The organism is Gottfriedia luciferensis (assembly GCF_001712755.1).
Taxonomy (GTDB): Bacteria; Bacillota; Bacilli; order Bacillales; family Bacillaceae_G; genus Gottfriedia; species Gottfriedia luciferensis_B.
Window position 1 is genome coordinate 122,093 of record NZ_MDKC01000036.1, and the last position, 22,056, is coordinate 144,148.

Annotated in this window: 21 protein-coding genes; 4 read left to right on the forward strand and 17 right to left on the reverse strand. The window is 34.8% G+C overall.

Annotation, left to right across the window (positions count from 1 at the left end; translation table 11 throughout):
* Positions 1–134: 134 nt before the first annotated feature.
* The 7 genes from BED47_RS21250 to BED47_RS21280 all read right to left on the reverse strand — a co-directional run bounded on the left by BED47_RS21250 (position 135) and on the right by BED47_RS21280 (position 7,438).
* The gene (locus BED47_RS21250; protein WP_069035321.1) at positions 135–1,055 is read right to left on the reverse strand and encodes a DMT family transporter; all 921 of its coding nucleotides are present in this window, start codon (positions 1,053–1,055) and stop codon (positions 135–137) included.
* Between the two features lie 353 nt (positions 1,056–1,408).
* Complete coding sequence (locus BED47_RS21255) at positions 1,409–2,887, reverse strand: protein adenylyltransferase SelO (RefSeq protein ID WP_069035322.1); 1,479 nt, start codon at positions 2,885–2,887, stop codon at positions 1,409–1,411.
* 233 nt (positions 2,888–3,120) lie between these two features.
* Positions 3,121–3,672: a VanZ family protein gene (locus BED47_RS21260; protein WP_069035323.1), complete on the reverse strand. Its 552-nt coding sequence runs from the start codon at positions 3,670–3,672 to the stop codon at positions 3,121–3,123.
* Positions 3,669–4,589 carry a VanY-A/VanY-F/VanY-M family D-Ala-D-Ala carboxypeptidase gene (vanY, locus tag BED47_RS21265; RefSeq protein ID WP_069035324.1) on the reverse strand — a complete coding sequence of 307 codons (921 nt, stop codon included), beginning with the start codon at positions 4,587–4,589 and terminating at the stop codon, positions 3,669–3,671. Before vanY ends, BED47_RS21260 begins: the two co-directional genes overlap by 4 nt.
* 102 nt (positions 4,590–4,691) lie before the next feature.
* A complete protein-coding gene (locus tag BED47_RS21270) occupies positions 4,692–5,804 on the reverse strand; it encodes a HAMP domain-containing sensor histidine kinase (RefSeq protein ID WP_069035325.1) in 1,113 nt (370 codons plus the stop codon).
* Positions 5,797–6,495: a vancomycin resistance response regulator transcription factor, VanR-F/VanR-M family gene (vanR, locus tag BED47_RS21275; protein ID WP_069035326.1), complete on the reverse strand. Its 699-nt coding sequence runs from the start codon at positions 6,493–6,495 to the stop codon at positions 5,797–5,799. The genes BED47_RS21270 and vanR overlap by 8 nt, the downstream gene beginning before the upstream one ends.
* 337 nt (positions 6,496–6,832) lie before the next feature.
* Positions 6,833–7,438 (reverse strand): NAD(P)H-dependent oxidoreductase, encoded by a 606-nt coding sequence (locus tag BED47_RS21280; RefSeq protein WP_069035327.1) that lies wholly within the window; start codon positions 7,436–7,438, stop codon positions 6,833–6,835.
* A gap of 119 nt (positions 7,439–7,557) precedes the next feature.
* Between BED47_RS21280 and BED47_RS21285 the strand changes: the two genes are divergently transcribed.
* Positions 7,558–7,986, forward strand: a complete 429-nt coding sequence (locus BED47_RS21285) for a MarR family winged helix-turn-helix transcriptional regulator (protein WP_069035328.1) — start codon at positions 7,558–7,560, stop codon at positions 7,984–7,986.
* A 252-nt stretch (positions 7,987–8,238) separates the two neighbouring features.
* On the opposite strand, the gene BED47_RS21290 is transcribed toward BED47_RS21285, so the two are convergent.
* Positions 8,239–10,770 (reverse strand): vitamin B12-dependent ribonucleotide reductase, encoded by a 2,532-nt coding sequence (locus tag BED47_RS21290; protein ID WP_139116381.1) that lies wholly within the window; start codon positions 10,768–10,770, stop codon positions 8,239–8,241.
* Positions 10,771–11,135: 365 nt separating this feature from the next.
* On the opposite strand from BED47_RS21290, the gene BED47_RS21295 reads away from it, so the two are divergent.
* Positions 11,136–11,630, forward strand: a complete 495-nt coding sequence (locus BED47_RS21295; RefSeq protein WP_069035329.1) for an acyl-CoA thioesterase — start codon at positions 11,136–11,138, stop codon at positions 11,628–11,630.
* Between the two features lie 35 nt (positions 11,631–11,665).
* Here the strand turns inward: BED47_RS21295 and BED47_RS21300 are convergent, their stop codons facing one another.
* The 4 genes from BED47_RS21300 to BED47_RS21315 all read right to left on the reverse strand — a co-directional run bounded on the left by BED47_RS21300 (position 11,666) and on the right by BED47_RS21315 (position 15,906).
* Positions 11,666–12,373: a M48 family metallopeptidase gene (locus BED47_RS21300; protein ID WP_069035330.1), complete on the reverse strand. Its 708-nt coding sequence runs from the start codon at positions 12,371–12,373 to the stop codon at positions 11,666–11,668.
* A gap of 195 nt (positions 12,374–12,568) precedes the next feature.
* The gene (locus BED47_RS21305; protein WP_069035331.1) at positions 12,569–13,384 is read right to left on the reverse strand and encodes a DUF5995 family protein; all 816 of its coding nucleotides are present in this window, start codon (positions 13,382–13,384) and stop codon (positions 12,569–12,571) included.
* 286 nt (positions 13,385–13,670) lie between these two features.
* Positions 13,671–15,398, reverse strand: a complete 1,728-nt coding sequence (locus BED47_RS21310) for an AAA family ATPase (RefSeq protein ID WP_084007030.1) — start codon at positions 15,396–15,398, stop codon at positions 13,671–13,673.
* A 211-nt stretch (positions 15,399–15,609) separates the two neighbouring features.
* On the reverse strand, positions 15,610–15,906 hold the full coding sequence (locus tag BED47_RS21315; RefSeq protein ID WP_069035332.1) for a hypothetical protein: 297 nt from the start codon (positions 15,904–15,906) through the stop codon (positions 15,610–15,612).
* A 369-nt stretch (positions 15,907–16,275) separates the two neighbouring features.
* On the opposite strand from BED47_RS21315, the gene BED47_RS21320 reads away from it, so the two are divergent.
* Positions 16,276–17,007 (forward strand): hypothetical protein, encoded by a 732-nt coding sequence (locus BED47_RS21320; RefSeq protein WP_069035333.1) that lies wholly within the window; start codon positions 16,276–16,278, stop codon positions 17,005–17,007.
* Positions 17,008–17,132: 125 nt separating this feature from the next.
* On the opposite strand, the gene BED47_RS21325 is transcribed toward BED47_RS21320, so the two are convergent.
* From BED47_RS21325 to rpiA, 4 genes are all read right to left on the reverse strand, one after another.
* Positions 17,133–17,804 (reverse strand): GNAT family acetyltransferase, encoded by a 672-nt coding sequence (locus tag BED47_RS21325; protein WP_069035334.1) that lies wholly within the window; start codon positions 17,802–17,804, stop codon positions 17,133–17,135.
* A gap of 15 nt (positions 17,805–17,819) precedes the next feature.
* Positions 17,820–18,491 carry a GNAT family N-acetyltransferase gene (locus tag BED47_RS21330; RefSeq protein WP_069035335.1) on the reverse strand — a complete coding sequence of 224 codons (672 nt, stop codon included), beginning with the start codon at positions 18,489–18,491 and terminating at the stop codon, positions 17,820–17,822.
* 34 nt (positions 18,492–18,525) lie between these two features.
* Positions 18,526–19,380 carry a carbon-nitrogen hydrolase family protein gene (locus tag BED47_RS21335; protein ID WP_069035336.1) on the reverse strand — a complete coding sequence of 285 codons (855 nt, stop codon included), beginning with the start codon at positions 19,378–19,380 and terminating at the stop codon, positions 18,526–18,528.
* 113 nt (positions 19,381–19,493) lie between these two features.
* Positions 19,494–20,168: a ribose-5-phosphate isomerase RpiA gene (rpiA, locus tag BED47_RS21340; RefSeq protein WP_069035337.1), complete on the reverse strand. Its 675-nt coding sequence runs from the start codon at positions 20,166–20,168 to the stop codon at positions 19,494–19,496.
* 169 nt (positions 20,169–20,337) lie between these two features.
* On the opposite strand from rpiA, the gene BED47_RS21345 reads away from it, so the two are divergent.
* On the forward strand, positions 20,338–20,535 hold the full coding sequence (locus BED47_RS21345; RefSeq protein ID WP_069035338.1) for a hypothetical protein: 198 nt from the start codon (positions 20,338–20,340) through the stop codon (positions 20,533–20,535).
* Between the two features lie 94 nt (positions 20,536–20,629).
* Here the strand turns inward: BED47_RS21345 and BED47_RS21350 are convergent, their stop codons facing one another.
* On the reverse strand, positions 20,630–21,979 hold the full coding sequence (locus BED47_RS21350; protein WP_069035339.1) for an FAD-binding oxidoreductase: 1,350 nt from the start codon (positions 21,977–21,979) through the stop codon (positions 20,630–20,632).
* Between the last annotated feature and the right edge of the window lie 77 nt (positions 21,980–22,056).

Below are 22,056 nucleotides of genomic sequence, written 5' to 3' on the forward strand. Positions count from 1 at the left end.
CTTGAATACTTTATAATATGCCCTAAATAAGCAGTTTTTTTTCATAAAATGATGAATTAGAATCATTTCTTAAAATAAAAAAAGACAATCACCTTATCGGTAAATTGTCTTATGATACTTATACTATTTTGTAATTAGATTTGGATTTGATTATCCCTTTTAAATTTGCGAGATACATCTTCATATACTCCTGAACCAAATAATACACCTATTAAAATTAAAATAAATCCGACTACTTGAGTTAAAACAATTTTTTCACCTAAAAATAATACCGCACCAATAAGTGAAAAGAATGGATTTAAATTTAAAAAGATTGCCGCCTCTGTTGTGCCAACCTTTCCAAGAGCAAAATTATATAGCATATGCCCCATAGCTGTTGCAATAACTGCTGATGCAAAAAATACTGCCCAAATTCCTACTGAATGATGCACCATACTTGCCATTCCACCTGGCTCAAGTATTTGACTAATTCCAAATAAAATAATCGAACCCATAACTAGCATATATCCAGTCATTAATCTCGGGTCTAATGTTTTCGAAACTTTTTTAATTAAAACAAAGCTAGATGCCTGAGCTAAGATTGCTAAAAACACATAAAAATCTCCATGCGAAACGCCATGAAAACCTCCACCGCTCTGGAAAACAATAAAAGCAACACCTGCAAAACCAAATAAAACGCCTAAAATTCTAACAAAATTCATTACACTTCCTAAAAAGAAAACCGACAATAAAGCTGTTAAAAGCGGCCCCATACCGAGAATTAGGCCCCCGTTTGATGCTGAAGTTTGGGAAAGACCGATTGATAAAAAATAATGATGTGCAACTACATTCAATAGCATCGCAAAAAATACATACCCAAACTCTCTCCTAGTAAGCAAACGAACTTTTTTTATTAAAAATAAAATAATAAAAACACTTACTCCAGCAGTGAAAACACGGATAGCTGTCATCGTAACTGGCATAAAGTTCTCTACTAGAACTTTTGTCGCAATTACATTAAATCCCCATACCACCATAATACAAAATAAAATGATATAAATTTGTTGCTTCTTCAACTTCCCCACTTCTTTCTACTGGCCTAAATATAAAAAGAGGGAAACTTCCCCTCTTCAGACTGCCCGCCAAACGCTCACTTTCTTCGTTACTTCGCCTGTTGAGCGGTGCTCATTACCGAATAGGGTAACTTCGCGCCTCGAAAGACAAGCTCTTGCAATCCGTCTGAAAATAGTTTTTAGTTCCCCTCTTTATTTTAATTCAGAAAACGTTTAATTTACTTTTTCTAATATAGTAAATTTTTGAGATTTATTCAAAGTGTATGCTCGGATTCATTAAAAATATGTTCCTCGTTTTACTTAAAAATAAAATACTACCCTTGAAAAAGGTAGTATCCGTACTATAAAAAATATAATCATGTGCCACAGAAAGTCTGATATGGACGATCGGGATCAGGAGGTAGTGTACAATAATTTATCTGTTCATTCGTTTCAATAAAAGGATTAGAAAGTGCTTTAAGCAATTTCTCCATCACGCTATAATCTCCGTTCTCTACCGCTGCTTCTAAAGCTTCTTCTACGCGATGATTTCTTGGAATTACAATCGGATTGTTGTCTCGCATTAATTGAAGTGATGCTTCTTTTGATTCTGGTTGTCTACTTAATCTCTCCTGCCACTGCTTCTCCCACTGTTTAAATTCAGTTGATGTAAACAAAGGCAGTTCATCTTGATTGCCATATGATAATGCTCTAAACGTATTCGTATAGTCTGCTTTATACTTTTCCATTATTTCAAGTAACTCATCAATTAATGACTTATCCTGTTCTTCTTCATTAAATATTCCTAATTTTCTCCTCATGCCTGCGATCCAATTATCTACATAAATTATAGGGTACTCAGATATTGCATCTTGTGCTATTTCTAAGGCTTTTTCCTGATCATCATGCAATAAAGGTAATAAGGTTTCAGCAAATCGAGCAAGATTCCAGCCAGCCATTTTGGGTTGATTTCCATATGCATAACGACCTCGGAGATCAATAGAGCTAAATACAGTTGCTGGATCGTACGCATCCATGAATGCACATGGACCATAGTCAATTGTTTCACCGCTAATAGTCATATTGTCAGTGTTCATTACACCATGTATAAAACCAACTAATTGCCATTTGATAATTAAGGAAGCTTGGCGCTTAATGACCCCTTGAAGTAATGAAAGATATCGATTTGGATCATTTAGTTCAATTTCCGGATAATGCCTTTGGATTGTATAATCAGCTAGTTCTTGAAGTTCATTCACGCTACCCCATCTTGAAACATACTGAAACGTACCAACACGTATATGACTAGCAGCAATTCGAGTCATAACTGCCCCAGGTAATCGAGTTTCACGCTGGATTTGTTCACCTGTCGTTACAACAGCAAGACTTCGTGTAGTTGGTATCTTTAGTGCATGCATCGCCTCACTAATAATGTATTCGCGAAGCATCGGGCCAAGTGCTGCACGACCATCACCACCCCTTGAATAAGGTGTTCTACCTGAACCTTTCAGTTGTACATCAAATCGCTCGTTTTTTGGAGTGATTTGTTCACCGAGTAATAATGCTCTTCCATCCCCTAGCATATTAAAGTGTGCAAACTGATGTCCTGCATATGCTTGGGCAAGTGGCAATCCACCTTCTGGCACTTGATTCCCGGCAAAAACATTTACACTTTCTTCGCTTTGAAGAGATTGAACATCTAGACCAAGTGATAATGCCACTGGTTTATTTAAAACAACTAATTTCGGTGAACTTACTGGATTTAAGTCTTGAGTAGCAAAGAAGAATTCCGGTAATTTTGAATAACTATTATCAAAATTCCATCCTGCATCACTTTTTACATTTCCCTGTGTCATCTTATCCCCCTTTTCCACTTTTTTCTTTTTTATTATTTACTCTCTACATATAACAAAAAAGAAATCGTTTTTCTATGATTTTGATTTCTCCATCCATTTCCCAGGTTAGTGTCTACTCCTCAACTTCAATATATTCTAACATTGAAGGAAAAAAGCAATTAGTTCTTATAACAAAAAAACGGCTACTATACAGCTGCCGTTTCTAGTATCGTTTTCTGTTTAAATCGAGGATTTTAAAATTCCTGTTTATCAACAATTTCTCTATCTTGGACACGGCTTGTTGTATTTACGATAAGTTTATTATAAACCTTATCACAAAGCTTGATCGCACAATAGCCAAGCAATCCTCCAGAGGTATTTAGTATTAAATCATCTACATCAAATATCCCTATCGAAAAAATAACCTGAAAGCTTTCTATGCATAAACTAAAACTCAAAGAACTAATGAATACGCCTATGAATGATATCCCTCTATTTTTAGATAAAAATACAAGAAACATTCCAAATGGGATGAATGCTACGATATTCCCAACCAAATTACTAAAATCAGGCCATGATGATAGACTCTGAATATTAATGGATATTGTTTTAAATGGGATAAGATTTCCCATTTTCAATTCGTTTATGAGATTAACAGGATTCCTGAGATTAGTCTGAAGTTGATACCATAAAAAGGATAGATCTCTCCAGCGGAATTTAAATAGAATGACTCTAATTAATGCATACATATAAAAGACAAATAGTGCTGAAACAAAAATTTTGTTCATTAATTTTATTATTTTCATTCTGCTATGCTACCTTCCTTAAGATTAGTATGATTTGAGCTGTTAAATACCGTCACAATCACACCATCCATATTGTTGCCTGATATTTCATAACGAAGATTGGTAGGCACATGAATGGTCGTATTTCTAGTAACAGGGTAATAAGATATCTCGAAATTTTGGCCATTTATAGTAGTAGAAATAGACTTTTGTTTTTTTAAGAAATCCAAATACTCTTCTAAAGAAAAATTCTTATTCTTCATAATCACACTATGTGGCAATCCAACATAGCGAATATGCCAAGGTTCATACTGAATGCCTGTAATTGCCGTTTTATCCTTTGGATAGCGTATGATAAAGCCATATTTCCAAGCATTTTTTTCTAACCACTTACCTTCAGGTGCCTCATTCATTTTCATTTTGGTAGAGCCTACATCAAGTGATAAACCCAAATTATGTTCACTACGGCCCGCAGGCAAGGCATAGTCTGCTCCCATTTCATGATAAAGTGCATTTTGCTCATCAAAGTCTCGAAAGCCACTATTAATTGTAAAATGGCGAACCCCTTCTTTTTGAGCAGCAGTGATCATCTTCGCAAATTTACGGGCGACATCCTCTGACAATTCAATTTTCGTATCTAGTAATTCGTATCCATTTTTCAATTCTTTGTGAGTAAATAAGTTTACAACATCTGATTTTATACTTTCCTGGTGTACAGGATATTTTTTGTTTATTAGGAGTAAATTTCCTTTATAGACCGATTCTTTAGTAATGCTCTTCTTTTGAAAACTTTCAGAAGTCTCTCCATTAACTAATTGGTCATTGTTAATTTTTTTATATGTTTGAATCTCTACTTTATCTTGAAGCGACGTTTCTTTATTAACGAATGTAAAAATCAGGCAAATTACTAAAGCAACTAAAAATCCCCACTTCTTCATTTTCACGTTCCTCCTAATTCTGATTGTTTCTAGAATAGGAAAAACTTTTTAAATAAAAAGTAGGGTAAACTTTAAATTTTTCTTAAATTCTTTATGAAACGTTTAAACTTTGTCAATTGGGATACGTTCCTGCGGTAATCGAACTTCAAATACAGTTCGGATTATACTACTTTCGGCTGTAATTGTTCCATTATGTTGCTCCACGATATTCTTTGCAATAAATAAACCAAGACCTGTGCTATCTTCTTGATGAGTTCGTGCTTTGTCACCTGTATAAAACATATCAAAAAGATATGGAAGTTCCTCCGGAGGAATACAATCCCCATAATTAACAACCTGAACAATCACTTCTTGCCCATCAACAAACCCGTTAATATCTACAAACTGACCATCATATCCATATCGATTTGCATTGGTTAATAGATTTTCAAACACACGAGCTAACATCTCACCATCACCCAAAATAGGTAAATTAGGCAGAAGATTCATTCGAGCGATCAAATTATTTTTCTCAAAAACAGGGTACAATTCTTCTTTTAGTTGAAAAAGTAGATCACTTAAATTAATTTGCCTTTTTTCAAGAGGTAACATGCCATAGTTCATTCTAGTTATTTCGAATAATTCATCAATCAGTTTTTCTAAACGCTGAGATTTAGTAAAGGCAATCGTTAAAAAATGTTTGACTTGTTCCTTAGTTAACTTCTCATCCTTAAGGATTAAATCTAAATAACCTAACACAGAAGTTAGCGGGGTACGCAAATCATGTGCCAAATTTACAACTAATTGTTCTTTACTGTTTTCTGAAAAATCGCCTCTTTGTACGGCTTCTTCTAATTTTTCACTTGCTAGATTAATTGCTTTAGCAATATCTTCGAACTCATCATTTGACTGGATCGAAACCCGATGTTTAAAGTTCCCACTAGCAAGATAATGAATCCCGTTTGATATTTCATTAAAATAAGTAGAATAGGGTTTAGTTAGTAAATAGAAAAACAATATCGAAAGTGGGATAAATAGAAATAAAAAGAAGTTAACGTCTCCAATACTCTGTATGAATCGACGAAGCTGGGCTAAGGGATCACCATAACGAACCATCGTGTGATAATAAAGCTGTAATCCTTTAAAAATTATGTAAGTTATCATACTAGCCAGCGTCATACTTAAAGCAAATAATACGATGATTTTGGAGCGAAAACTGCGTATAATTTTATCCATTAAATGAATACCCCACTCCCCAAACCGTTTTGATTAACTTATTTTTCCGCTTATCTTCTCCGAGTTTTTTCCGCAAGGTGCGAATATGTACCATTACTGTATTACCACCTTCAAAGTATGCATCACCCCAAACCTGCTGAAAAATATTTTCTACACTAAAAACTTTCTTTGGATGACTCGCTAGTAAATACAAAATATCAAACTCTTTCGGTGTTAGCTCGATGTTTTCACCATAATGCAAAACTGTCCGTTGATCAGGGGAAATCATTATTTCACCAAACTCCAAAAGAACTTTATGATCATCTACTTTCGGTTGATTCAACTTCATAAAGCGTCGCAATTGAGCATTCACACGTGCAACCAATTCAATGGGGGTAAATGGTTTTGTTATATAATCATCTGCTCCAATAACTAATCCATGTACTTTATCGAAATCAGATGTTTTAGCACTCAAAAATATTATTGGCATATTATGCCGCTCGCGAATGAGCCGAGTTACTTCATATCCATCCATTTTTGGCATCATTATATCCAATATCAACAAATCAATTGACCCGGTCTCGACTACACGGACAGCCTCCTGTCCATCCGAAACTTTAATAACATGATACCCTTCTTTTTCTAGATGTAAGGCTATGAGATCAGCAATCTCCTGTTCATCATCCGCTATTAAAATAGATATAGGTTTCAACAATTTTTCCTCCTATTTATCGTTACATTCAGTGGATGATTATCCAATTAAATATCCTAACGATGATTTCTCCCAAAGACTTAAATTAACATTTGCTGAGTTGTCCAATAAATTGGGACTCTGTTTTATTTTCTATTATTTCCTCTTATTCTTCAAGAATATGGAACATTTTGAGAATAAAGCTAAACTTTTAAAAATTTCTTCTAACTAATGTCCTTGATCTTATACACATAAAAAAACACCTCTTTAGATTATTACTTCTAAAGAGGTATTTCTTCACGATTGTAGCTTTAAAATAAAGTTTGATCATAAATATCTTACAAACCCACATCTTACGTTAACTTAAAAGAACCTGTTTTGACTCTATTTTTTTAAAATACTGGTAAACCTTTTCTAGTTTTTTCTTCTGTTTTCCATTAGGGCTCTCCATTTTACCGAATTCAAAAAACTTCACTTTGTTAATCCCTACAAATTGAAATAAAGCTCTTTTCATTAATATTTTATGAGCATTATTTAACCAAAGAAGAGGATATTTCGCAGGCCCCTTCATGGTAGAGATACATACTACTGACTTTCCTTTTAACAGCCCCATGGGCAAAAGTCCCTTCTTATCTTTATAAGCAAAGTTTGATGCAAACATCTGATCAATGTAACCCAGCAGCATTGCTGGGGGTCGCCCCCACCAAATTGGATAGACAAGGACTAGTTGATCAGCCCATAATATTTGTTTCCTGTACTTTTCTAGGTCAGGATCACGATGCATATCACGTCTTCTTTTATTCTCATTAAATACCAGGAGAGGATTAAAGCCCTCTTCATATAAATCCAGCACCTGCAACTCCTTTATGTTTGTGTTTTCATTACATCCTTTGATGACGTTTTGTAAAAAAGAATAACATAAACTTTGGTGATTAGGGTGTGTGTAAATTATTAGGGTCTTCATAGGCCACCTCTTTTAGTTATCAATTGATAACTAAATCATAACACTTGCTCTTTTTACTTGTCAATTGATAATTGTATTTTGATAACTTTTTTGATATCTTATCAAAAGAGGTGAATTTTATGGACAATTCAGTACTTTTTTCTAAATGTGTATCATTCATAACTTCGGTGCATCGAGTAACGCATGAATTAACAAAAAACTCAAAATCCGGTTCAATCACACCAATTCAATATAAAATTCTTGAATATATAACGGTTAGTCAGCCCGTAACTCCAAGTGAAATTAGTGATTGTCAGAATATATCGATGCCAAATACCAGTCGTGAATTGAAAAAGTTAAGCGAAAAAAATTTAATTGAAAAGATGAGTGATCCTGCAGACCGACGAAAACAATTCATTCGTCTTACAGTGGAAGGAGAAGCCATGATGAGTGAATCCTTTAAGAGCTTAGAATCTCTTTTACTCTCTCGTATACAAAATGCTTCGAAGGAAGATTTACGTGATATTGAGCATGCAATGGAAATCCTGCAAACAAAAGTGTTTTATTAATAATAAAGAATCATGGAACAATAGCACTCAATTGAGTGCTATTCTATGTTTCTTTGAGGTAAACAAAAAAAGACTTCAAACTGCTACCTAATGGAGGGTCTACCTCTTTATCAAAAATAGATGTAACTCTACCCAGAACCACGCCCTTCTTTAATCCATTTGTCGATTTTAATTGTACTTTTAGACATAAAAAACCCCTTTAGATCATCACATCTAAAGAGGTCTTTCTTCAAAGCTATTTAAAATTTACTTTTATATTCCACACTTCAACTGAACTTGACAATTATCGCATGTATTACAACCACCATGTTCAACTACAGTACCTGCTAGGCAGATTGGACAAGTGTCTCCGTTTTCTACACCAACGTTACCTGTTTTAACTTGTGAAGTTTCATCAGGATCGTTATTCGTTTCATCTTTTATCGTTTCAACTGTTTCTAATTCTACATTTGTAAAATCATTTTCTTCATTAGTTAGCGATAGTACTTGGGCATCACGTGAACCGTCTACATATACAGTCCCGCCTTTTGCTCCACCTTTGTGTAATCTTTCATACACTTTTGCTACTTGTTCAACAGAATAACCTTTAGGAGCATTAACTGTTTTACTAATTGAAGAATCAATCCATCTTTGGATAATACATTGAACATCAGCATGCGCCTCTGGAGAAAGGTCCATTGTTCCAACAAATTGTTCAGGAAGATGTTCAATCATCTCATAAACATTTTCTTCATTTACTTCATATCCATTTGCTTCTAACCATTCTAGTGCGATATCAGCTACAACTGGAATGAATTTACCTAATCGTCCTGAACGGAAGTATACGAAGTTAAAATAAGGCTCAAGTCCAGTGCTGACATTCATCATCGTTCCAGTACTTCCTGTAGGAGCAATTGTTAATAAGTGCGAATTACGAATGCCGCTTTCTAAAACAGCTTCACGAATTTCTTCAGGCATTTTCTTCATATATCCCGAGTTAATAAAACGTTCGCGTCCATCTTCAAAAGTCGATAAGAATGGGAATTCTCCCTTTTCTTCCGCTAATTCAATTGAAGTTTTATAAGCAGTAGTTGCAATCACTTCAAAAATTTGATCAACTAGTTTGTTGCCAGCTTCCGATCCATATACTAGGCCACAACGGATTAGTAAATCATGTAACCCCATTACACCTAATCCGATACGACGTTCACCTTTTGCTTGCTTTGTATTCTCTTCTAGGAAATACGGCGTTGCATCGATTACGTTATCTTGCATTCTCGTTCCAATTTGAACAGTTCGTTTTAACTTTTCCCAGTTAACTTTACCATTTTCCGTCATTTCAGCTAAGTTAACAGCTGCTAAGTTACAAACAGAGAATGGAGCAAGTGGCTGCTCTCCACAAGGGTTTGTTGCAACTACTTTTTGACCATAAGAAACAGCGTTTGTCATTTTGTTTGCATTATCTAAGAAGAAGATTCCTGGCTCAGCAGAATAAGTTGCACAAACATTGATTAAATCCCAAAGTTCTTTTGCTTTTATTGTGTGGTACGTTCGTACACCATATCCACGTGCAGCCCATTCACGTACATCTCCACATTCCTGCCATTCTTGATCATAAATTAAACGCATTTCATCGTCATAGTTTTCTAAATCAGGGAATTGAAGCTTGTACTCTCCATCATTTTCAACTGCCTCCATAAAATCATCAGTTAAACAAACAGATATATTTGCACCTGTTAAAAACTCAGGGTTATGAACTGAATACTTACCACCGTCATTAAGCAGTTCTTTTGCCTGTTCGATTTCAGGTGTATTTAATTTCCCTTCAATTGTTGCAATATGAATTAAAGCTTCATAAGCTGCTTTTTCAGTTGCATTAATTGGCTCGAACTTTAATTTACGCTCTACTTCTTCACGAATTAATTTCGATTTTGTAGTTTGCGCAATATAGCGTAAAACCTTTGGATTTTGGTTCTTTGATACGATGAACTCTACAATATCAGGATGATTGACGTTCATCATAATCATTTGCGCACCACGTCTTGAACCACCTTGAATAACTAAATTGGTTAATTCAGATAAATCATGTAACCAAGAAACTGATCCACTTGAACGTCCATTCACACTATAAACAATCGCATCGCGAGGACGTAAAGTTGAACCGTTTGTTCCAACGCCACCACCACGTGACATAATTTCCATTACCTTCTTACGGTGTTCACCAATCCCATCACGAGAATCGTGAATATGAGGCATTACATAACAGTTAAAGAATGTTGTTGAAGCTCCTGTACCGGCACCAGCCAAAACACGTCCCGCTGGTACAAAAGTTTTGTTAGCTAAAATTTCATAAAACATCTCTTTTACTTCGGAGAATTTTTCTGGAGTTTCTGCAGATGCAAGCCCACGTGCAACACGGTCTGCAATTTGTTCGTAGAAGATTTCAAGTGGTTTGTCTACTTTATTAAATGCAACTGTAATGATTGCTCCGTCTTCAAACTGAGAATCTAATTGAACAGTTACTTCTTCCTGACTATTGTCAATAGCAATTACTTCACCATAACCACGACGAGGAAACTTTGGATCATCCTTATATGTTAGTACAACTAGGTCACCTACACCTAATGTAACAAGTTTAATATCTTTAAATGCGTATCGATCTAACATAACCGTTCTAGATACACCTTTAAATGTTGTTTTATGCATCTTTGGATTAATAGGTGTAATCATTGGAAAATGCATTATGTCTTGATTTAATTTCTGTATATTCGCAGGTAATTCAGCATCAATTATTGTATTTATCATCACCTGTTCCTCCTCGCAAAAGATTATATCGATTTTACCATATATCGATATATAGGTGTTCTCTTTCTTTTTAACACCCATATGTAGTATTCATCCCGTCTCAACAAGATATAAATATACCGACTTAAGAAGTAAAAGTCAATGTAAACGACTGAAATAAACTTATTTAAATTTGCACTATTTCCTACAAATTTCATTGACAAATATAAATTTTACTACGTGATGTTAAAAAACAACTACAAGAATTCCTAATTCATAAATATACTTCAATGGAAAGTTTGTTCATATAATTTTTTTTATTAAGTATGCTAATTTCTCTTTTAAATAGTGTACAATTTATAGATATTAAAGAATGGAGAAATCACATGGTAACTTGTAGTGAAACAAGAGTCATTAGAACAAATTTAGTTCTTCCCAATGATGTAAATAGTCATAACACTTTGTTTGGTGGAAAATTAATGAATGACTTAGATATTATCGGAAGTATATCAGCAATGAAATTCTGCCGATCTTCAATCGTAACTGCTTCAACTGATTCAGTTGACTTTCTTCACCCAATTACAATGAAAGATTCGGTGGCATTCGAAAGTTATGTAACTTGGACTGGTACCTCATCATTTGAAGTTTTCGTGAAAGTAACTGCAGAAAACTTAAGAACTGGAGAAGAGAAAATCGCTGCTACTGCTTTTTTAACTTTTGTTGCACTGGACGAGGAAGGTAAATTAATTAAAGTTCCACAAATTGTTCCCGAAACTGAGGAAGAAAAATTCTTATATCAAGGCGGAGAAGAACGAGCTAAAATCCGTAAAAATAGAAGACTTAAAAGTAAGGAATTAGCAGACTTTTTTTACAAAAAATAAAAAATGGGCCGACTATTGTCGTTCCCATTTTTTATTTATACGGTCATTTTCCAACTAGATAACGCTAACCAATTTTCTCTTTCCTTATATTCTGGAATAATTTTACCGACAAGTCGCCAAAAAGACCTGTCGTGATTCATATGAACCATATGGCACATTTCATGGACAACAACATAGTCAATCACCTTTTGAGGTGCCATTGCTAGTTTCCAATTAAATGTTAGTTGCCTTTTTGAATCACAAGTCCCCCAGTTTGTTTTACTATCAGTAATACGAATTGAAGATGGCTTTACTTTAAAATTACTTTGATACTTCTGAATACTCTTTTCAACTATTGCTTTAATTTGTTGGTAATAAAACCTTTTAAGTGCCTGTTTTATTCGTTCATCCTCTAGTTGTTTTACAATAATATTTAGCCTATTCCCTTCAAAAACTACTTGATCTTGCTGAATACTTTCATCGTGTGAAATTTGTATAGGATATGAATTCCCTAAATAAAGAAATGTCTCACCGAATTCATAAGTCCGTTCTTTTGGACCACGAAGTCGCTCCTTCATTTCATTTGATTTTTGAAGAATCAACTCCCAATTAGCCTCTAAAACTTCGATGACACTTTTATCAGGTGTATCTTTAGGAGCCTGAACCTCAACGTTTCCATAAGCATCTATATAAATACCGATCGATTTTTGCTTTTTATATTTTATATTAAAACTGATTGTTTCATTTAAATATGTATGTATCATTTATTTATCACCTATCGTTAACCTTCTAATCCTGAATCTTTTCAATTATATAATATACTACAGTAGAAGCAGTGTGTAGACAAAGTACTAAAAACTTGATTCTCAGACTGATTGCAAGCGTTTAGCGGGCAGTCTGCAACACTCTACTAAACAAGTGTTGCCTTCAATTATCCAATCTGCTTACTCACTTTGAATTTACAATTGAATACCATCAGTTGAAATTGTTTCAAAGCGAGTATGATTTAAAAGATCTAAGTTTCGTTCAATATTTTTGGATTCACGAAAACGAATTGCCCATAAGCCAGCTTTCAGCATCCAACTACTTGGACGTGCGACCATATTTCCAATTGATGCAACCTCATTATCATGCACTTTTATCAGCGCTTCCCACTCACTATCATTAGCTACAGCAAGCTTTTTTGCAAAATCCCATGCATAATTTCGAGACTTCTCTAGACTAAAGTTTATGATTGCCTTTGAAGCTTTTGGGTCAACATGATCTAAAAAACCAATCCAAGGTGAAATTCGATCCATGTCATCCCTCACCTCATCAACTAATGATGCCAAAATACTATTTATTTTCATAAAGTCATTGTAAAGCGATAAAATATCTGTGCCTTGGCATACCTTCGCTGCAGCTACTCCTAGATCTAAATTAATATGTGCATTAATACCAAGCAACAAATGCTGTAACAATATAGATTGACGGTTTTCTGCGTGTCGAAACGCTAATTGCCAACTGAGACTTACAGGTTCTCCATTTAAATAGTTTTTAAGTGCTTTTAAATAGAAATTTGCAAAATTTACATCCAGCCTTTCCATTCTTGTCCCGTCTTCGAACTGATTATTTAAAATTCCAACTTTCACTTTAATCGTTACCAATCGATATAAAGAAGCAAAATATCCTAGTTTGCTTTTTGTTTTATTGCTCATTGAAATAATCTCATCTAACTGTTCAATTACATCATCAATTGTATTTGCGTTTCCTATATGATTTAATAGACTATTCATTACTCACTCTCCTAACTGTTGTGACAAGTACGTTGTATTAGATTTGTTAATCAATATGCTATTTGTTTTAAAAAGATACTTCTAATGGTGGAGATATCTTTTGATATTCAGTGCGTCTATTGAGAATTCCTTCGTATGGCGAACACTTCATAAACTTTCCTTAAATAATAAAAAAGAGCAACTCATCGCGAGTGCTCTTTTTATTTATTTTTGACCAATATTTTAGAATCAATAAAATCCACAAGGAACATCGAATACCTTGTGAATTTCCATTATAGTTCTTTTACTAACTCTGATCGCTTTCAGGTAATTTATCAAAATCCTTAAGCAATCCTTGAATATTTTTCTCATAAACAGTACCAATCTTTACAATAGGTGGTTCAGGACGGGTACGTGCATAAATGCTTTCGTAAATATCTTCTATTTCTTCGCCTGTTAAGTCACCTCTTTTTAGCAGCTCTTGTGCAATTGAGTGTACAAAATCTGCGTGTTCGGTAACAAGTTTTTTTACTTGGCTCATTTGGTCCTTTAGAAGAAGGTTAATTTTTGGTCGTAGCGCTCTAAGTCCTTCTGCTTGTGAGCCTAGTGCATTCCAACTGAATAACTCATCGCCCATTCCAACTAAACCTAAATATGCACCAGCAAGTAGGGTTGCTTGTTGTAGATCAGATGTGACACCGTTTAATTTCTTGTGGAGAAACTCTTCTTCTACTGCTCTAGCCGCCAAACAAACTTGGATTGCTGCAAGTATTTCGCTGTCGCTTCGATTATATCTTTCTGTTGTTGGCTTAGTCGCGGCAAGCCCAAGTGCGTCACCCCTACGAATAATTGTTACCTTCCATACTCGATCGTGTGGCTTTAACAAATATTGAGCTACGGCGTGACCTGCTTCATGGTACGCTACATTTCTCTTCTCATCTTCACTCATAGATCTAAGTGGCTGCTTCAGTCCCCACTCATACGTTTCCATTGCATCTCGGAAATCAGTGTAATTTGCAACCTCAGCACCTCGCTGATGAGCAATTACGACAGACTCATTCACTATATGTTTAATTTGTGCTGGACTATATCCAATCGTATCAAGAGCTGCTCGCTCTGGTGTTAAAGATGAATCGATTTTCACCTTTTTTAGATAATATTGGAAAACATCAATACGTCCATCATAATCAGGAGAATCTACCCAAAGTTTTCGGTCAAAACGACCTGGTCGAAGTAATGCTTGATCAAGTACATCTGGTAAATTGGTAGCTGCAATCGTCAGAACTGCTGGACGCTCAGCTTTCTTTTTACGTAACCCGAGTGATCGAAGAAATTTTGCTATTTTAGAAGTATCAATATTTGGAGGATCCATTTGTAGTAAAAGTTCATTCAATAATCCAGTACCCATTCCCATACCGAACATTCCTCCGCCACCTGCTCCTCCTCCTTGACGAGACATACCAATTGCGTCGACTTCATCGATAAAAATGATACACGCTCCGTAAATATTAGCTAACTTTCTAGCCTTTTTGTAAATTCCCATTACTTTCAAATTCCCTACACCAAAGAACATGTTTTGAAAACTTGGAGCCGAGGCATAAGCAAAAGGTACTTGGGCCTCATTCGCAATAACCTGTGCAAGATAAGATTTCCCTGTACCCGGAGGACCACAAAGCAGCAATCCACGAATAGCCTCTCCACCCATCTCTTTAAACGTTTTAACACCTTTTAGTAATGTTACGATTCGTTTTGCATTTTCAACAATCTCAGGGTTTCCACGATAATCATCCCACGTCGATCCAGTCTCACCAGGTAAAATCCAATAAGTACGACCTCTAGCTAGAAACCAGAAAATTGCTACAAATTGGATGATCGCCATGAAAATCATAACGGCGAACTGAAATAAAAGACTAACAATCGATATTGCTACACTCCAGTATGTTGGCCCCCCTTTAGTAAGCACAACACCAATAAAAATAATAACAGCTAACCAAATTAATACTCTTCGCCATTTAACCCATTGATATTTTGTCATAAACATTACTTCCTTCTAGGGAATTTTTTGAATATTCTATGAAAAAATTAGCCCATTGGTGCCTAGAAATATATGTATGCAAAAACTAAATAAATTTGTGTATTTAAATAAAATAAAAAAACCTCTTTGTCATAGGCATTTAAGTTTGTTTACAAAGTCCAAAAACTTGATTTCAAACTAAAAAGCCCCCATTTGATGAGGGCTTCAATACTTATTGAAATTTACTAAATATGTCTTTCAAATACTTAATAACGATTGCGATTCCAGCAATGAAATAAAATGTTATTAAAATCCATCCTGTAGGATCAAGTCCAAACATTGTTATTAAAAACTTCAGTGGAAAAATGAAGTATAGAATATCCTTTAAATATCCTAGTATAAAAGATGTATCGAATGAACCTTTCCAGAATGAACGGATAAATGCTATTACAAAATCAAGAATCATTAATCCAGTAACTGCCCAAATAGTATATAGCATCCAATCCGCAAGTCCGAAGCCTAAATCCATAGTTATCACCACCTTACATCATACTATTCAAAGAAAATAGGCTGGTGATATGAATTTACTTAATTTTCAGATAATATTTTTTAAACCTTTTAATGAGCATTGTTCTGTTCTTTATCCTCGTGTTTATCATATTAATTTAATAAGAGATTAATTGCTAAAAATGAGTCTAAGTTCCCACTTCATATTTACTAAAAATACTCTTTTACTAAAATTTATTATATGGAAAAGACAGAACATTCCACACTTCAAATTGCCTAACTAACCGTCGTTTTCCAGCTACACTATAGCCCAACTAAGCATACCCAAGTTCCCCCATCTGTACTTGAACATAAAATATTAGTAAAAAAATATAGAAAGGGAGAAATAGTAGTGGGATTATTTATAAATAAGAATGAACACCCTGATGTCTTTAAAAATAATGAAACAATACAAACACCGAATCAAGGGCTTGTTCGGCATAATTACTTAGCTGAACTAATGGAAGAACAACAAAAAAATAACATGAGCCTGGAAAAATCAATCTCTGAATTGAAGCCACGATATGAGCAATTGGAAGAATTGCAAACAAATCAGTGGAATCATGTTAAAAATCAAATAAATAGTCTCATAGGTAGTAACCATGAGCGTGAACAATTTGAAAGAATCATGATTCAGCGATTAAATACATCGGACGCAAATGAAAGTCTGGAAAAAAAATCGTTGATTGATAAAATGATTAGTTTAAATGATGCTTACACAGAATTGGCAAAGCGATTGGAAAAAAGTGAATCTGATAATCAAGCTCTCTCATTACAACTTGATAAGCTAATTGAAAAACAAAATGAAGTAGCTCATGGATTATTACAGCAAGAGGAATTTCAACATGGGGTTTTAGATCGCCTTGATACGCAAGAAGCAATGATGGATAGAATCTCTCACCAGCTCAACAACTTACGCTCGATTATTTTTGAACGAGCAAGCTATATCACGACAAAACTTGAAGACAGCTATAAACTAACAACTGATTATATTTATAAACTAATAAATGGTACAGATAAGCCCAAATCCTATACTACTACGGTGAGCACAAAAAAAGAGGAAAAACAAAAACAAGCAGACTAACTATATGGCAAATGCTCAATTGGAGAATAGTTCGAAATCCTTTTTAAGTTTAATTCGATCGAATATAAAAAAAGCTTCTCGAAGTCTGCACTTAGACTTAATCGAAAAGCTTTTTTTATGTTCACTTAAAAGTAGACTAATGCGACTTTTTCTTTCTCTTCTAAATTTTCAATCATTGAATGCCAAGACTTTGGCTTATTAGATAACACTGTATAATAACGCTTTAGAAACTTTACAATCAAGTCTGATTGAAGCTCATTCATTTCCCCATCCATTGGAAGGAAACAAAGATCTAGACCTGTTACTGCTTCACCGTCATTATTCCATGAAGGATGGATATATTCAAAATCCAGTCGCTTATACCCTAGGTGAGCTAATACTTCCCTACGCACATATGGATTCATTGGTTTAACCCCGCCAAACTCATGGTGTTCTACTTGATAAGGGTCATAAATTTCAGCAAACATACCTGATAACTTTTTATTATTTTCAGTTGCTAATGTCTGTAAATCTACTAATCTATTGTGTGCCAAATATGGGCCGATTCCCAAACCAGCTTGGCCAATTATTGTAAAGTCAGTCATGGCAACATTAAAATCGTCATAATAGCGGTATTCTGTAGCACCTACTACTTTCTCTTCATGGACAGCAACAAAAACACGAATTCCTGGATCCTCCAAAGGCTCTTTCCAAAGATCGAATTCTAATACTTCTTCTGGAGGAAATACATCTTGCATTAATTGATGCATTTGTTTAAATAATGGGTCATTAATATTTGTAATTCTTTTATAGTCCATTTTCTTTCTCTCCCTTTAATTAGAATGTTTAAATGGATTTTTCCATTCCATTAGAGTCCCATAATTGCATGATTCTTCATCCTCTAAATAATTAGCTACTACCTTAACCGGGGTACGACCACATCGAAGTAGAAAACTAATAACTGGATCCTTTAGCTCCCCTTTTATTACAGCATCTAAGTATTGATCGGGTGACAAGTTATCCGCCTCTTTATGATATCCTGGCATCCTGCCTCCACCAAGCAATCTTTCCAAACCAAGATGTACAACAACATCATACATAGAAAACATTAACCATTTACCTAAACCTAATTTACGATAGCTAGGTCTGACACCAATATCAACGACATAAAGTGTATTTCCGTTTGGGTTATGGTTACGAATATAACCATGATCAGTAACCTCTTCCCATGAATGGTCAGGATGGCTAGGATCAAAATGAACTAGTAGACCTGTCATAGAACCCGCCATTTGACCATTTACTTCTATACATAACGCTCCCTCTGGAAAAAGAGTTATATGATTTTTAAGTTGCTCCTCATTCCACCATAGTTCCGATGGGAATGGTGGCGGAAAGCTTTCTTGTTGAATACGGATTAAATCAGTAAAGTCATTCTCATTATAATTACGAATTACCACTGGGACTGGTTTGTCCTGGTCGAAAACAAAAAATTCCTTTCGATACATGTGCTAAAACTCTCTTTTCTATTTAAGAATAAGTTTACCAATCTGGATAAAGGTCTGTACGTCTGTCACGCCATGTTGTAACGGATCCTTTTTCCCGAACTTTGTATAATAAATCTAAATTAAGATCAGCTGTAACAATCATATCCTGGTTCATTTCACCTTCTACCATAATTCCTTTTGGAGGAAATGGGATGTCGTTAGGAGTGATTACAACTGCTTGACCGAAATTTGCACGCATAAAATCAACAGTTGGAAGTGAACCAATCGTACCTGTATTTACAACATAAACTTGATTTTCAATTGCTCTTGCATGACATGTATAACGTACTCGGTGGAACCCATGGCGATCGTCTGTGCATGATGGGCAGAAAATGACATCTGCTCCTTTTGCTTTTGCCATGCGAACGATTTCTGGGAATTCAATGTCATAGCAAGTCAACATCGCAATTGTTCCTTTTTCTGTTTCAAAAACCTTTAAACCGTCACCTGCACTCATATTCCACTCATTTACCTCTGTTGGTGTAATATGTAGCTTTGCCTGCTCACCAATTCGGCCATCTGGATAGAATAAATGTGCAACATTATATAGTCGATCGCCTTTTTTAATAACATGCGTTCCTCCAATAATGTGCATATTGTATTGTTTTGCCAACTTTAAAAATAAAGAACGATATTGCTCAGTAAAGTTAGGTAAATCTTGGATTGTTAATGCCTCACTTTTTTCATTCCCAATTGACATAAGCTGAGTTGTAAAAAACTCAGGAAAAATGATAAATTCCGCTTCAAATTCCTCTGCTGTCTTAATATAATGCTCTACTTGTTTTTCAAACTCTTCAAAGGAGTTTATTGTGTGAAGATGATATTGAACGGCTGAAACTCTTATTTGCATATTATCCCCCTCTTCCCATTAACTCTTTATCTCTTACTATTATTATTGAATAAATAGAAGGAACGGGCAAGTATGTACTCTGCATTACATTTAGTAAATGACTTAACTATGCACTATTTACTTAATATTTCAACATCCCCATTTTTATCCAGCGTGATAACTAGATCAGTCATTCCAACAAATAATCCGTTTTCTACCACTCCTGGAATTAAATTGAGTTCTCTTTCTATTATTTCAGTTTGAATATGATTAGGTATACTGCAGTCAAAAATATAGTTTCCGTTATCCGTAATAAATGGAGTCGCTCCATTTAAACGAAGTTCAGGGCTTAAACCGATTGCTTTAATATGTTTCATCGTCATTTCCATGCCAAATGGAATAACTTCTACTGGTAGTCGGAACTTCCCTAATCTCTCTACCATCTTAGTTGGATCAGCAACTACTATAAATGTTTTAGCTGCTTTCGCAATGATTTTCTCTCTTAATAGAGCGCCTCCCCCACCTTTAATTAGCTCAAAGTTTGGATTAATTTCATCGGCACCATCAATTGCTATATCAATCTGTTCAATTTTACTAAAGTTTACGAGTTGGATACCCACCTCTTTAGCAAGCTTTTCAGTTTGTATGGAAGTTGGAATACCCTTTATATTCAGTCCTTCCTGAACTAATTGCCCAAGCCTTTTTATTGTATATAAAACTGTAGAACCCGTACCTAATCCAACAACCATACCATCTTTTACAAATTCTGCTGCCTTTTCTCCTACAATTTGCTTATCATTCTCATTCATGTTTACACCTTCTATTTTTTGTTCTATTTCTTAACTAGTATAAGTAATAAATCCAAATTTCATTTTTCCATAAGATGATCAATTTAATCGTACTATATAAAAATAATTTGAATAAAGAATTTTAACTATGAAAAACTAAATGAAAAATACTAAGTAAGGTGAAGATGATATGGATGTCCCTAATTTTGTACTTAAGTTTTGCATCATTTTAATGATTTTACCTGTGACGATCGTGTGTTGTTATTTTGGTTACTTAGATAAAAACTACCAAATCGTTATTTTCGGTTTTGCACTGCTATTATTTTCAATACTCGGTAATTACTTTGTCTTTACAAGAGGCAATAAAAATAGTAATTCAGAGCAATAAGAACTTTTTGTTAGTAACTACAGTTATGGAAAAACCGACCAATTTGGAAATTCAATCGATCGGTTTTTCACTAGTATTTTTTGAATTTTTCACTTTAAAACCAACTAATAAAAGGAGGAATACTTTGAGGGAATTTAAATAGATTGAATGGGTCATATTCTCGTTTCACAACTCTTAGACGATTTAAATTCCCACCATAATATGCGGTTGGCCAATTTCTAATAAACCGATCAGGCCAATTTACGTAGTCACCAGTAGTGTATCTTAATAAGGCATTCCTTAGGTCTTCAACCCATTGATTGTTTTTTCGCTCTTCGTCAGGTGTACTCCAATTAGCAAGATACTCTTGAGCAATAATGGCATCCCTGTAATAATAGGCAGTTTCATCTGGTCTAATCCGCCTTACTGCTCCTCCAAGAGATTGGTGCCAAATACTTGACTTTCCATTTGGTGTATTTTCTAGAAAACTTTTCATGATCAAGATTGCTCTCTTTGGAAAAGTTTTATTTAGAAAAGACCCTGATCTTTTTTTATAAGCTGGGACATTCCCACTTGGTTCATCAAAAAAATGAACAGCTTCTATATAAGGTACTTCCCTTACCATTACTTTTATAGGTGAACCAGTTTCTGTTAGTGGCCGTAACAGTTCTTTCAATTTTGTTACTGGACCTACAAATTCCCCTTGAGCAATAATTTGATTTACTTCCCTAGATTTTAGTTCAATTTCTGAAGTTAGCTTGATATCAGTGTTAATTGCCCAATTTTGCCAAGCATCAAAAGCGGCTTCAAAGTCTTCCCACTCCCAAATAATCGAGAAGATCGAAACAGTTGAAATTGGGTGTACTTTAAATTTAAGCGACGTGACAATGCCAAAATTTCCGCCTCCACCGCCACAGCAAACCCAAAAAAGATCACTATTCTTGTTCTTATTTGCTTTAATCAGTTTCGCTTTCCCATGCCCATTCGATACTACTATTTCTATTTCAAGTAGATTATCACATGTAAGACCATATAATCGCGACAGCATCCCGATACCTCCACCAAGTGTAAGACCAACAAGGCCAACACTACTTTCAGTACCTGCTGGGATTGTCGTACCATTTTCCCATAGAATATTATATACTTTCCCTAAATCAGCCCCGGCTTGTATTTTTGCGGTCATGTTTTTGCAATCTACACTAACTGTATTCATCTCACTAACATCGATAACAAGACCACCATCTACGAGCGAATAATTTTCATAGTTATGCCTGCCACTTCTTACTCTAAATGGCATATTATTTTCCTTCACCCAATTCAAAGCATTTAATACATCTCGTTTCTTTTGGCAAAATACAATTATTTTAGGGAATTTAGGATTGTTTAAAGTATTATTTGTTCTAGCCTGTTCATAATCCGCATCACCTGGTGTCACAATCCGTCCAGTCAGATTTGTCTTTTCCAAAAAATATAACCCCTTTCAAACATACAGTAAAGAGAATGCTATATTCTATGAAAAATCTCCTGGAAAAGACACTTGCC

Coding starts and splice junctions, on each gene's coding strand:
- BED47_RS21255 (WP_069035322.1), bottom strand. CDS start 2,887: ATGACACAGGGAAATGTAAAAAGTGATGCAGGATGGAATTTTGATAAT.
- BED47_RS21260 (WP_069035323.1), bottom strand. CDS start 3,672: ATGAAAATAATAAAATTAATGAACAAAATTTTTGTTTCAGCACTATTT.
- vanY (WP_069035324.1), bottom strand. CDS start 4,589: ATGAAGAAGTGGGGATTTTTAGTTGCTTTAGTAATTTGCCTGATTTTT.
- BED47_RS21270 (WP_069035325.1), bottom strand. CDS start 5,804: ATGGATAAAATTATACGCAGTTTTCGCTCCAAAATCATCGTATTATTT.
- BED47_RS21280 (WP_069035327.1), bottom strand. CDS start 7,438: ATGAAGACCCTAATAATTTACACACACCCTAATCACCAAAGTTTATGT.
- BED47_RS21285 (WP_069035328.1), top strand. CDS start 7,558: ATGGACAATTCAGTACTTTTTTCTAAATGTGTATCATTCATAACTTCG.
- BED47_RS21290 (WP_139116381.1), bottom strand. CDS start 10,770: ATGATAAATACAATAATTGATGCTGAATTACCTGCGAATATACAGAAA.
- BED47_RS21295 (WP_069035329.1), top strand. CDS start 11,136: ATGGTAACTTGTAGTGAAACAAGAGTCATTAGAACAAATTTAGTTCTT.
- BED47_RS21300 (WP_069035330.1), bottom strand. CDS start 12,373: ATGATACATACATATTTAAATGAAACAATCAGTTTTAATATAAAATAT.
- BED47_RS21305 (WP_069035331.1), bottom strand. CDS start 13,384: ATGAATAGTCTATTAAATCATATAGGAAACGCAAATACAATTGATGAT.
- BED47_RS21310 (WP_084007030.1), bottom strand. CDS start 15,398: ATGACAAAATATCAATGGGTTAAATGGCGAAGAGTATTAATTTGGTTA.
- BED47_RS21315 (WP_069035332.1), bottom strand. CDS start 15,906: ATGGATTTAGGCTTCGGACTTGCGGATTGGATGCTATATACTATTTGG.
- BED47_RS21325 (WP_069035334.1), bottom strand. CDS start 17,804: ATGGACTATAAAAGAATTACAAATATTAATGACCCATTATTTAAACAA.
- BED47_RS21330 (WP_069035335.1), bottom strand. CDS start 18,491: ATGTATCGAAAGGAATTTTTTGTTTTCGACCAGGACAAACCAGTCCCA.
- BED47_RS21335 (WP_069035336.1), bottom strand. CDS start 19,380: ATGCAAATAAGAGTTTCAGCCGTTCAATATCATCTTCACACAATAAAC.
- rpiA (WP_069035337.1), bottom strand. CDS start 20,168: ATGAATGAGAATGATAAGCAAATTGTAGGAGAAAAGGCAGCAGAATTT.
- BED47_RS21345 (WP_069035338.1), top strand. CDS start 20,338: ATGGATGTCCCTAATTTTGTACTTAAGTTTTGCATCATTTTAATGATT.